An 11,992-nucleotide genomic window follows, 5' to 3' on the forward strand; every position below is an offset into this window, starting at 1 on the left:
CAAAAGCGTGCGGTCGCCGCTCGTGGCGGCGGCATGGACAAAGTCCGCGCTTAGGCGATTTACAGATATAAAAATATCTTTATATGCTCCCCGTCACGATGGTGATCGAGGACATCTTCAAGGCACTGGGCGATCCCACCCGGCTGCGCATCGCCCGACTGCTCGGCGCGATGGAGCTCGCCGTGGGCGAACTGGCGCAGGTGCTGGGGCAAAGCCAGCCGCGCGTCTCGCGCCACGTCGGCATCCTGTGCGACGCCGGCCTCGCCGAGCGCCGCCGCGAGGGCAGCTGGGTGTTCCTGCGCCAGAGCGAATCGGCCGGGCCCGTGGTCGAGGCGATGCAGGCGCTGCTCGCGCTCGCCGAGGCGCACGAACCCGCCTTTGCCGCGCTGTGCGAGGCCGATCGCAAGAAGCTCGCCGCGATCCGGCAGGCGCGCGAGACGGCGGCCGAGACCTATTTCGCCCGCCACGCCGGCGAGTGGGACGAGCTGCGCGCGCTCCACAGCGCCGATGCCGAAGTCGAGACCCGCCTCGCCGAGGCGCTCGCCGAAGCGCCGCTCGGAGCCCTTCTCGACATCGGCACCGGCACGGGCCGCATCGCCGAGCTTTTCGCCGAGCAGGCCGAGCGCGTCGTCGCGCTCGACAAGAACCTCGAGATGCTGCGCGTCGCGCGCGCCAAGCTCCAGCACCTGCCGGCAACCCGCGTGGAGCTGGTGCAGGGCGATTTCGCCGACCTGCCCTTTGCCGATGCCAGCTTCGACACGGTGATCCTCCACCAGGTGCTGCACTTCGCCCCCGATCCCGCCCCGGTGCTGGCCGAGGCGGCGCGGGTGCTGCGCGGCGGCGGGCGGATCGCGATCGTCGATTTCGCCAGCCACGACCACGAGGAGCTGCGCACCCGCCACCAGCACGTGCGCCTCGGATTCTCGGACCGCCAGATGGCCGAGCTGCTCAAGGCCGCGGGCTTCACCGCCAGCCCGCCCAGGGCGCTCGAGGGCGGCGCACTGGTGGTCAAGATCTGGACCGCCACACGCCGCAGCCCCGCCGTCTCCAAGAAATCCCCCGCTCTGGAATCTGCCAAATGACCCCCACGCTAAACCAGCTCCATGAATACCGAACCGCTACCGACACGCCGCTGTTCTCGGGCCTGCCGGGCGATGTCGCGGTGAGCTTCGAGTTCTTCCCGCCCAAGAGCGCGAAGATGGAAGAGCAGCTGTGGGATGCGGTGACGCAGCTGAAGCCCTTGGGGCCGAGCTTCGTTTCGGTCACCTACGGTGCGGGCGGATCGACCCGCGAGCGTACCCATGCGACGGTCGCGCGGATCATCGGCGAGGCGAAGCTCCCGGCCGCCGCGCACCTCACCTGCGTTGCGGCGAGCAAGGCGGAAATCCGCGAGGTCGCCGAACAATATTGGGAAGCGGGCGTGCGCCACATCGTCGCCCTGCGCGGCGATGCGGGCGAGCCCGGCGCGCCCTTCACCCCGCACCCCGAAGGCTATACCGGCGCGGCTGATCTTGTGGCTGGTTTGAAGGCCATCGCCCCGTTCGAGATCAGCGTCGCCGCCTATCCTGAAACGCACCCCGACGCGCATTCGCCGCAGGCGGACATCGACAATCTGAAGCGCAAGCTCGACGCCGGGGCGACCCGCGCGATCAGCCAGTTCTTCTTCTCGGCCGAAACCTTCTTCCGCTTCCGCGACGCCTGCGCCGCCGCCGGGATCGATGCGCCGATCCTGCCGGGCATTCTCCCCGTCACCAACGTCGCCCAGGCGCGAAAGTTCGCAGGTGCCTGCGGGGCGGCGATCCCGGCGTGGATGGACGGGCTGTTCGAAGGCCTCGACGAGAAACCCGCCGCACGCCAGCTGGTCGCCGCCACGGTCGCGGCCGAACTGTGCCGCCGGCTCTATGCGGGCGGCGTGCGCGACTTCCACTTCTACACCCTCAACCGCCCCGAGCTCGCCTATGCGATCTGCCACATGCTCGGAAAGCGCCCGCTCACGGAGAATGTCGCATGAGCAAGCGTGACCAACTCCTCGCCGCCGCGCGCGAGCGGGTGCTGATCTTCGACGGCGCCTTCGGGACGCAGATCCAGTTGCGGAAGCTGACCGAGGAGGACTACGCCGGGTCGCTGGGCCTGCCGGCCGACCAGAAGGGCAACAACGACATCCTCGCCCTGACCCGTCCCGATGTGCTGAGCGACATCACGCGGGCCTATTTCGAGGCGGGCTCGGACATCGTCTCGACCAACACCTTCTCGGCCAACCGCATAAGCCAGGCCGATTACGCCGCCGAGGGCCTGGTGCGCGAGATCAATGTCGCAAGCGGCAAGCTTGCCCGCGCGCTGGCGGATGAATATGCGGCGAAGGACGGCCGCCCGCGCTTTGTCGCAGGCGCGATCGGCCCGACCAACAAGACGCTTTCGCTCAGCCCCGATGTCGAGGACCCCGGCTTCCGCGAGATCGACTTCGACTATCTGGTCGACGTCTATCTCGAGCAGGCGCGCGCGCTGGTCGAAGGGGGGGTGGACTTCATCCTGATCGAGACCGTGTTCGACACCTTGAACGCCAAGGCCGGGATCATGGCGGTGAAGAAGCTGGAGCGGGAACTGGGCCGCGAGGTGCCGGTGATGATCTCGATGACACTCACCGACCTGTCGGGTCGCAACCTCTCGGGCCACACGGTCGAGGCCTTCTGGTATGCGGTGCGCCACGCCAAGCCGCTGACCATCGGTTTGAATTGCAGCTTCGGCGCCGAACAGCTGCGCCCGCATGTGAAGGTGCTCTCGCAGATCGCCGACACGCTGCTGATGATCTACCCCAATGCAGGGCTGCCCAACGAGCTCGGCGAGTATGACGAGCAGCCCGACACCACCGCCGGGCTGGTCAAGGACTGGGCCGATCACGGCCAGGTCAACATCCTCGGCGGGTGCTGCGGTTCCTCGCCCGCGCATATCGCCGCGATCGCCAAGGCGGTGGCGAACAGCGCACCGCGCACAGTGCCCTCGCCGGAACCGGCGATGAAGCTGGCGGGGCTCGAGGCGTTTATCGCGGCGTGAACCCACATCCGCTCGTCCTGAGCTTGTCGAAGGACTGTCCTTCTTCGAGCCGCCGGTCCGAAAGAAAGTGCAGCCCTTCGACAAGCTCAGGGCGAACGGAAATAGAGAACTGAAACCGTGACCCAACCCTCCTCCTCTTCCCGCTTCATCAATATCGGCGAGCGCACCAACGTCACCGGATCGGCGGCGTTCAAGAAGCTGATCATGGCGGGCGACTACCCCGCTGCGGTCGAAGTTGCGCGCCAGCAGGTCGAGAACGGCGCGCAGGTGATCGACGTCAACATGGACGAGGGCCTGCTCGACGCCGTCCACGCCATGACGACCTTCCTCAAGCTGATTGCCGCCGAGCCGGACATCGCCCGCGTGCCGGTGATGATCGATTCGTCGAAGTTCGAGGTGATCGAGGCGGGGCTGAAGTGCGTTTCGGGCAAGCCGATCGTCAATTCGATCAGCATGAAGGAGGGCGAAGAGGCCTTCCTCCACCACGCCCGTATCTGCATGGATTACGGCGCGGCGGTGGTCGTCATGGCCTTCGATACGGTCGGTCAGGCCGACACCAAGCAGCGCAAGGTCGAAATCTGCAAGCGCGCCTACGACCTGCTCGTCAATGAGGGCTTCCCGCCCGAGGACATCATCTTCGATCCTAACATCTTCGCGGTCGCCACGGGGATCGAGGAGCACAACAATTACGGCGTCGACTTCATCGAAGCCGTCAAGGAACTGCGCGAGCTGTGCCCCCACGCGCACTACTCGGGCGGCCTCTCCAACCTCTCCTTCTCCTTCCGCGGCAACGAGCCGGTGCGCCGGGCGATGCACTCGGTGTTCCTCTACCACGCGATCCCCGCGGGCCTCGACATGGCGATCGTCAATGCAGGGCAGCTCGACGTCTACGACCAGATCGACCCGGCGCTGCGCGAGGCCTGCGAGGACGTGATCCTCAACCGCGATCCTGACGCGACCGAGCGCCTCATCGCGCTCGCCGAAAGCTTCAAGGGCAAGAACGTCGCCGACGAGAAGGCCGCCGAGGAATGGCGCGGCTGGGCGGTCGAAAAGCGGCTCGAACACGCGCTGGTCAAGGGCATCGACGCGCATATCGTCGACGACACCGAACAGATGCGCGCCGCCATCGCCGCAGCCGGGGGCCGCCCCATCGAAGTCATTGAAGGCCCGCTGATGGACGGCATGAATGTCGTCGGCGACCTCTTCGGCAGCGGCAAGATGTTCCTGCCGCAGGTGGTCAAGTCCGCGCGCGTCATGAAGAAGGCGGTCGCCCACCTCATCCCCTTCATCGAGGCCGAGAAGGACCTGCTGCCCGAGGAGGAGCGCAAGGCCAAGGGCAAGATCATCATGGCCACCGTCAAGGGCGACGTCCACGACATCGGCAAGAACATCGTCGGCGTCGTGCTCCAGTGCAACGGCTATGACGTGATCGATCTGGGCGTCATGGTCCCCTGGCCGACGATCCTTGCCGCCGCCAACGACAACAAGGCCGACATGATCGGCCTCTCCGGCCTAATCACCCCCAGCCTCGACGAGATGGTCACCGTCGCCGAGGAGATGCAGCGCGCCGGCATGACCATGCCGCTGCTGATCGGTGGGGCGACCACGTCCAAGGTCCACACCGCATTGAAGATCGACCCGGCCTATGACGGCCCGGTGATCCACGTCCTCGACGCGAGCCGCGCGGTGGGCGTAGCCTCCAAGCTGCTCTCCGACACCCAGCGCGATGATTACGTCGCCGAGGTCGAGCACGAGTATATCGCGGTGCGCGATGCCCGCGCGGGCCGGACGACCAGCGAGCTGCTCCCCCTCGAAGAAGCGCGCGCGAACGGCTTCAAGATCGACCTCGCCGAAAAGCCCGCTGCTCCCGCCGAGCCTGGCCTCCACGTGTTCGACGACTGGAGCCTCGAACACTTGCGCGACTACATTGACTGGACGCCGTTCTTCCGCGCCTGGGAACTGCACGGGAACTACCCCGCGATCCTGACCGACGAAGTGGTGGGCGAGACCGCGACCCAGCTGTTCGCCGATGCCAATGCGATGCTCGACCAGATCATCGCCGAGAAGTGGCTGACCGCGCGCGGTGTCGCGGGGCTGTGGCCTTGCGGGCGCGACGGGGACGACGTGGTGCTCGATAGCGGCGTGCGGCTCCCGATGCTGCGCCAGCAGGTCAAGAAGAGCCGCGAGCGCGCCAACATGTGCCTTGCCGATTTCATCGACCCCGCGGGCGACTGGATCGGCGGCTTTGCGGTCGGCATCCACGGGATCGAGCCCCATTCGTCGCGCTTCCAGGCCGACAAGGACGATTTCTCCGACATCCTCCTGAAGGCGCTGGCCGACCGTTTCGCGGAAGCTTTCGCCGAGGCGCTGCACCAGCATGTGCGCACCACTTTATGGGGCTATGCGGGGGGCGAGCAGCTCGACAACACCGCGCTCATCAAGGAGCAGTATCGCGGCATCCGCCCCGCGCCGGGCTACCCCGCCTGCCCCGACCACAGCCTCAAGCCGATCCTGTTCGACCTGCTCGATGCGCCCTCCAATGCCGGGCTGACCCTGACCGAAAGCTTCGCCATGTGGCCGACGGCGGCGGTCTCGGGCTTCTATTTCGGCCACGGCCAGGCCGAATATTTCGGCGTCGCCCGGGTCGGCCGCGACCAGGTGGAGGATTACGCCGCCCGTCGGGGGGTCGACGTGGCGACCGCCGAACGCTGGCTCAGGCCCAACCTCGACTGATCGAAAGAGCGCGTCACTCTGATCGGAAATCCGCGCAAGAATGCGTAACGGCCTGCGCAGGGCCGACGAATGATGCGCGAGGGGAATGATGGACGGACACGAAAATGCCACGATACCCCGACACCCTCTCCGCGCAGGCCTGGTTCTCTCCCGACGAAGCAGCGTGGGAGCGCGACGTTCCGATCACGCTGGTTACGCTCCGGCTCGAGGAGGCGGCCGACGATGCCGCCCTCGGCTTTCTCGAATGCGCCGAGCGACAGGCGCTCGACGCCTGGGCGGCGAGCGGGACGCTGCTGATGGCGCTGGTCTCGGAAGACCGCCGCGAGCTCAATCTGGTGATCGCCTGCCATAACGACGACGCGCGCATGCAGGCAGAGGCACTCCCCTCGGTCGCGAGCGAGCTCGCCCGGGTCGATGTGCGCGGCGTGTCCGCGCTGCCGCTGGCCGGAGCGCGCAGGCTGGTGATGCGCTGACCTGCGGTCAGCGCGGCAGCGGTTTGCGGCTTGTGCCGGAGCCGCGTATGCGACAGCCTGTGCGGCATGATCCGCCCCGCTCTCGCCGCGCTCGCGCTCGCGCTGTTTGCCGCCCCCGCCGCCGCGGAAGTCTACACGCCCCCGCCACCCGCGACGGTGGTGGTCGCCTTCGACCGCGAGACCATCCGCCCGCTGATCGTCGAGGGGCTGGCGAACAAGGAGACGGGCCGCAAGCTCGAAGCCAATGATCCGGTGCGGATCGCGAGCATCTCCAAGCTCATTATGGCGCTCACCGCGCTCAGGCTGGCGGACGAAGGCAAGGTCGATCTCGACCGCGATGTCTCGGACTATCTCGGCTGGAAGATGCGCTCGCCTTATTTTCCCGATGTGCCGGTGACGCTGGCGCAGCTGATGGGGCACCGTGCGGGGCTGTCGGGCGCGGCGGATTACATCGTCCCGCTGGGTGAGAGCCTCGAAGCGAAGTTCGCCGATCCCGCATCGTGGCGCGAGGGCGTGCGGCCGGGGGGGGGCGAGAATCCCTTCAGCGTGACCGACACGCCGGAGTTCGCCTATTCCAACCTCGGCGCGCCGCTGGTGGCGACCGTCCTCGAAGCGGCGAGCGGCGAGCGGTTCGACCGGCTGGTGGAGCGGCTGGTGTTCGCTCCCCTCGGGGTGAAGGCCTGCTTCAACTGGATCGGTTGCGGCCCCGACATGGAAGCGCGCGCGGTGGTGCTCTACCGCCATAGCGGCGAGGTGGCGAAGGACGGCGCGGGCGACCTGCCGCCCGCCTGCACCATCCCGGTGATCGCCGGACAGGCATGCAGCCTCGACAACTATGTGCCGGGCACCAATGCCTCGATCTTCAGCCCGCAGGGCGGGGTGCGGATCGGGATGGTGGACCTCGCGAAGATCGGGCAGGCGCTTTACGCCCTGCAATCAGGCGATGGTGAAGGCTTCGTGCCGTTTGTAACGGGCGACCGGTTCCTGTGGGCGCTCGCCCGCTGGCCTGGCACGAACGAATTTTTCTGCACCTACGGGTGGCATCTTCAGGCCATCGAATTGCCGAACCTCGGCTGCATCGGCGATGATTTGTTCCGGGACGGCATCCCGCGCATCGGCCATTCGGGCGAGGCCTATGGGCTGCAATCCGGCCTGTGGATCGATCCCAAGGGCGACACCGGCTTCGTCTATTTCACGACCGAGGTTCCGCCCCCGCCGGGCGGCGAGGATACCGGCGGGTTCACGGCGCGCGAACAGGCGCTGATGGCACGCGCCCGGGCGGTTCTGGCGGAGCGCGCTGACCCGAACTTCGGCAGGTACCACGAACGGGAGCGCGAGCGGGAACGGGCAGCCGGTGCCCTTGCGGTGCCGACGCCGGACGACGACTAGGCCGCCAACCCCGCGGCGGCGCCCTAAGCCTCCGCCTTCACCCGATCCCCCAACCGCTTCAGCAAGGGAGTCGCCAGCGGGGTCGTCAGCATCGTGCTCCCCACCGCCATCAGCAGCAGGGCGGTGAAGGTCGTCGGCGTGATCACCTGCTTGTCGAGCAGGATGTTCGCAAAAATGATCATGATCAGCGCCTTGGTCTGGAGCAGCCACCCGATCAGGCGCGCCTCGGTGCGGCTCCAGCCGAGCAGGCGCCCGGCGATGTGGACACCCAGGAGCTTGCCGCCGACCGCCGCCGCCAGCAGCAGCGCGGCAACGCCGAACACCGCCAGCCCGCCACCCTCCCATTGGGTGCGCAGGCCCGTGGAGAGGAAGAACACCGGCATGATTGTGAGCAGCACCACGTCGCGGAAGCGGTCCATCGCTTTCTGGCCGAACCAATGCGCATCGAGCACCACGCCCGCGAGGAACGCCCCGACCATGAAGTGGAGGCCCGACCAGTCGGCGGCGAGGCCGCAGATCGCAAGCCAGATGAGGCCCACCGGCCAGCGATCGGCCTCCGGCAGCCGCGCCATCAGCCAGCGCACCGACCAGGCTGCCGCCGCGAACCCGGCCAGGAACATTCCCTGCCGCCCGATCCGCTCCCAATCGAGCAGGATCAGCGCCAGCACGCCCCAGATCGCGACGTCGTCGAGGCTTGCATAGCGCAGGATGCGCTGGCCGAGCCGTTCGCGCAGGATCCCGAGCTTCTCAATCAAGAGCACGAGGATCGGGAGCGCCGTGACCGCGCAGGCCATGCCGATGCCGAGCAAGGCCTGCCAGTATGCGCCGTTCGGCCCGCGCCAGCCGGGGAATTGCAGGATCACCGCGGCCGCCAGTGTCCCGGCGATCAGCGGCATCCCGAGCGCCAGACCCGCGGTCAGCCCCGTCTCGCCCCGGTGCTTCCACGCCTGGCTGAGATCGAGCTCGATCCCCGCGATCCACACGAACAGCATCACCGCCCACCACGCGACGCCGTTCAATGCGGTGATGACATCGGGGCGGAAGACGAAGGCGTAGTAATCGGGGAACACCGCCCCAAGCACCCCCGGGCCGAGCAGGATGCCGCCGACGATCTGGACGACGACCAGCGGCGCCCAGTGATCGGTCCGGAAGATGCGCCACACCAGCCACGGCACGGCGAAGATGATCGTCAGTGCGATCAGATAGATCTCTGTAAGGTTCATGGTGCGGTCAGCATATGCGGCGGCGTTAGCGCGCACAAATGTCGCGTTCGGGCGGCAGAAGCGCTTTCCCCAATTTGGCGTCGGGCCCGCGGGTTGCACTGACAATGCCTTTGCGGCACGTCCCTGTTCGATGTCTCGATTGCCCTACATTGCAGGACTGGAGGCACTGCGCCGATCCTTCGTCGAGGGTGCGCCGCGCATGCCCGAAGTGGCGACGCGGCTGCTGCTCGATACCTTGGGGCTCGCCAATCGCGAGGCCTATGCCTTTCTTGCTGGCGAGCGGCCTTCACAGGCCGCGTTCGAGGCGTGGATCGTCGCCACTGCGGGTGTGCCCGATGCCGACCTCGTCTCGCGCTACAATGCATGGTGCGGGGTGGGAGAGCCAAGCGCAGTCGCACGAGCGCAGCTCGACGCCATAGCTGCCATGCCCGATGTGCTGGAGCCCGAGGCAATCGCCCGGTGGGAGCGCGACGGCTATGTGGTTCTCGAGCAGGCGGTGCCGCGAGAGCATGCCGATGCGCTTGCAGGGTTGTTGTGGAACCGGCTTGGAGCAAGCCCGGACGACGCTGCAAGCTGGTACGCGGCACAGACCGACGGGATCATGGTCCGCCTCTATTACCACCCTCTGATCAGGGCGGCGCGCAAGGCCGCGCGCATCCACAAGGCTTTCGCACAATTGTGGGGCAGCGTCGATCTGTGGCCGGTGACCGATCAATTGGGCTTCAACCCGCCGGAGCGCGGCGGATACGCCTTCAGGGGATCGCCGCTGCATTGGGATGTCAGCCTGGTCCAACCGATCCCCTTTGCCACACAAGGGGTAATGTATTTGACCGATACGGCGGCGGATCAGGGCGCGTTCCGGTGTGTTCCGGGCTTCCATCACCGGATCGACGCTTGGCTCGACGCAATCGGCGGGCAGGACCCGCGCTCCGTCGATCTCTCGGCAGAGGCGGTGTGCGTGCCGGCCCGCGCGGGCGATCTGGTGATCTGGCGCCAGGATTTGCCCCACGGTGCCAGCCCCAATCGCGCAGAAAAGCCGCGGCTCGTGCAATATCTCAACTTCTATTCGCCCGACATGGTCGTGGCGGGCGAATGGCGCTGACCAAAAGGTTGCGCATAGTGGAGGGGATCGGCGCAAATCTGCGTTGACGCATGGCCTCGCATCCGCAACATGGCATCGCCTGCCGGCAGCGATTCCGGCGTCTTTCGCGGGAGAGACCCGCTCGGGAAACCGGGCACGGCGCCGAAGGAGCAACCGCCCCGGAAACTCTCAGGCAAACGAACCGCGAACAGGTTTGGGCACTCTGGAAAGCGCTTTCGGATCTGATCCGAACGCCACCGAAGGGGAGGCTGGTCGCCCACGGGCGGGTCAGCCGAAGCTCTCAGGTCACCCGACAGAGGGGGCAGTTTTCGAGGGAGTGCCGCAAGGGCGCTGCCGGACTGCCGTATTCTGCCGGGGATAGCCCAAGTGAGCGACCACGATACCGAAGACCATGTCGAAGACATCGCATTGGAGCCGCTGCCGCTCGATGCGTGGCACCGGGAGCGGGGCGCGCGGATGGTGCCTTTTGCCGGCTACGAGATGCCGATCCAGTACGAAGGCATCGTGGCCGAGCATAACTGGACGCGGGAAAGCGCCGGGCTGTTCGATGTCAGCCACATGGGCCAGCTGGTGCTGTCCGGCCCGGGGCTCGACGAAGCGGTCGAGGCGGTGCTGCCGATTGATCTTTCGACGCTGAAGCTCGGCCAGCAGCGCTATTCGCTGCTGCTCGACGAGGAGGGCGGGGTGCTCGATGACCTGATGGTCTCGCGCTGGCCCGAGGCGCTCTATCTGGTGGTCAACGGCGCGACCAAGTGGGACGACATGGGCACTCTGAGGGAAGCGCTGCCCGACGACATCACCATGAACTATCTCGACGACCGCGCGCTGCTGGCGCTACAGGGCCCCAAGGCGGTGGATGCGCTCGCCCGCCACACGACCGGGGAATGTCCACTTTCCGCGCTGACCTTCATGAAGTTCGGCCGCTTCCGGATCGCGGGCCATGACGTCACCATCGCCCGGGCAGGCTACACCGGCGAGGATGGGTTCGAGATATCGCTCCCCGCGGAAGCCGCCGCCGAAGTGGCCGAAGTGCTCTGCGCCGAGCCCGAGGTGAAGCCGATCGGCCTCGGCGCGCGGGATTCACTGCGGCTCGAGGCGGGCCTGCCGCTCTACGGCCACGACCTCAGCCCCGAGACCTCGCCGATCGAAGCGGGTCTCACCTTCGGCATCAACAAGCGCCGCCGAACCGAGGGCGGCTACCCCGGCGCTGACCGCATCAACCGCGAGATTGCCGAAGGCACCGCCCGCAAGTGGGTCGGCCTCAAGCTCGAAGGCCGTCTGCCCGCGCGCGAGGGCGCGGAAGTCTTCGCGGGCTCCGAGAAGATCGGCACGGTCACCAGCGGCGGCTTCTCGCCCACGCTGCAAGCGCCCATCGCCATGGCCTATGTCGCGACCGAGCACGCCGCCATCGGCACGCCGCTCGAGGTGGAAGTGCGAGGCAAGCGCCTCGCCGCCACCGTCTCGCCCACCCCTTTCGTCCCCCACCGCTACTTCAGAGGGAGCTGAACCATGCCGCGCTACTACACTGACGAACACGAATGGATCGATGTCGAGGATGACGTCGCGACCGTCGGCATCACCGACTATGCCCAGAGCCAGCTCGGCGACATCGTCTTCGTCGAACTGCCCGAAGTCGGCGCGATGATCGAGCAGGGCAAGGACGCCGCCGTGGTCGAGAGCGTCAAGGCCGCCTCCGACGTCTATGCCCCGATCACCGGCGAAGTGACCGAGACCAACAGCGCGCTCGAAGACGATCCCGCGCTCGTCAACTCCTCGCCCGAAGACGCGGGCTGGTTCTTCAAGATGACCATCGCCGCCCCGGCCGAGCTCGACAAGCTGATGGACGAGGACGGCTACAAGGCCTTCGTCGAGGACCTGTGACCGCATCCCCCGCCTCTTCTGGCCCGCCGCTTGCAAGCCTGCGCCTGATGGTCGCCACCCCGCTCTATGGCGGGGCCGAGGGCGACTATCTGCGCGGCGTCGTGGGGCTGGCGGGCGCGGCCGAGCGGGCGGGGGTGGGG

The 11,992-nt window shown here is 67.2% G+C and carries 10 protein-coding genes and 1 riboswitch; of the genes, 9 read left to right on the plus strand and 1 reads right to left on the minus strand.

All coding sequences use genetic code 11. The features are described from left to right. Positions 1-83 precede the first annotated feature (83 nt). The 6 genes from AX692_RS05620 (at position 84) to AX692_RS05645 (ending at position 7,646) form a co-directional block, all read left to right on the plus strand. The gene (locus AX692_RS05620; RefSeq protein WP_155644751.1) at positions 84-1,082 is read left to right on the plus strand and encodes a metalloregulator ArsR/SmtB family transcription factor; all 999 of its coding nucleotides are present in this window, start codon (positions 84-86) and stop codon (positions 1,080-1,082) included. Then, on the plus strand, positions 1,079-2,011 hold the full coding sequence (metF, locus tag AX692_RS05625) for a methylenetetrahydrofolate reductase [NAD(P)H] (RefSeq protein ID WP_073973404.1): 933 nt from the start codon (positions 1,079-1,081) through the stop codon (positions 2,009-2,011). Before AX692_RS05620 ends, metF begins: the two co-directional genes overlap by 4 nt. After that, positions 2,008-3,051 carry a homocysteine S-methyltransferase family protein gene (locus tag AX692_RS05630; RefSeq protein WP_073973405.1) on the plus strand — a complete coding sequence of 348 codons (1,044 nt, stop codon included), beginning with the start codon at positions 2,008-2,010 and terminating at the stop codon, positions 3,049-3,051. Before metF ends, AX692_RS05630 begins: the two co-directional genes overlap by 4 nt. A 117-nt stretch (positions 3,052-3,168) precedes the next feature. Beyond that, positions 3,169-5,784 carry a methionine synthase gene (gene metH / locus AX692_RS05635; RefSeq protein WP_073973406.1) on the plus strand — a complete coding sequence of 872 codons (2,616 nt, stop codon included), beginning with the start codon at positions 3,169-3,171 and terminating at the stop codon, positions 5,782-5,784. 104 nt (positions 5,785-5,888) lie between these two features. After that, the gene (locus AX692_RS05640; RefSeq protein ID WP_073973407.1) at positions 5,889-6,257 is read left to right on the plus strand and encodes a hypothetical protein; all 369 of its coding nucleotides are present in this window, start codon (positions 5,889-5,891) and stop codon (positions 6,255-6,257) included. Positions 6,258-6,323: 66 nt separating this feature from the next. Further along, entirely contained in the window at positions 6,324-7,646 is a 1,323-nt protein-coding gene (locus tag AX692_RS05645) for a serine hydrolase domain-containing protein (protein WP_073977586.1), read from the plus strand. 23 nt (positions 7,647-7,669) lie between these two features. On the opposite strand, the gene AX692_RS05650 is transcribed toward AX692_RS05645, so the two are convergent. Then, the gene (locus tag AX692_RS05650) at positions 7,670-8,869 is read right to left on the minus strand and encodes a cation:proton antiporter (protein ID WP_073973410.1); all 1,200 of its coding nucleotides are present in this window, start codon (positions 8,867-8,869) and stop codon (positions 7,670-7,672) included. A gap of 130 nt (positions 8,870-8,999) precedes the next feature. On the opposite strand from AX692_RS05650, the gene AX692_RS05655 reads away from it, so the two are divergent. The 3 genes from AX692_RS05655 to gcvH all read left to right on the plus strand — a co-directional run bounded on the left by AX692_RS05655 (position 9,000) and on the right by gcvH (position 11,852). Then, positions 9,000-9,971, plus strand: a complete 972-nt coding sequence (locus AX692_RS05655) for a phytanoyl-CoA dioxygenase family protein (RefSeq protein WP_073973411.1) — start codon at positions 9,000-9,002, stop codon at positions 9,969-9,971. A 97-nt stretch (positions 9,972-10,068) separates the two neighbouring features. Continuing rightward, positions 10,069-10,165: riboswitch (glycine riboswitch) on the plus strand. A gap of 172 nt (positions 10,166-10,337) precedes the next feature. After that, positions 10,338-11,477 carry a glycine cleavage system aminomethyltransferase GcvT gene (gene gcvT / locus AX692_RS05660; RefSeq protein ID WP_081095158.1) on the plus strand — a complete coding sequence of 380 codons (1,140 nt, stop codon included), beginning with the start codon at positions 10,338-10,340 and terminating at the stop codon, positions 11,475-11,477. 3 nt (positions 11,478-11,480) lie between these two features. Further along, a complete protein-coding gene (gcvH, locus tag AX692_RS05665; RefSeq protein WP_073973412.1) occupies positions 11,481-11,852 on the plus strand; it encodes a glycine cleavage system protein GcvH in 372 nt (123 codons plus the stop codon). Positions 11,853-11,992 lie beyond the last annotated feature (140 nt).

The organism is Erythrobacter donghaensis (assembly GCF_001557325.1).
Classification (GTDB): domain Bacteria; phylum Pseudomonadota; class Alphaproteobacteria; order Sphingomonadales; family Sphingomonadaceae; genus Erythrobacter; species Erythrobacter donghaensis_B.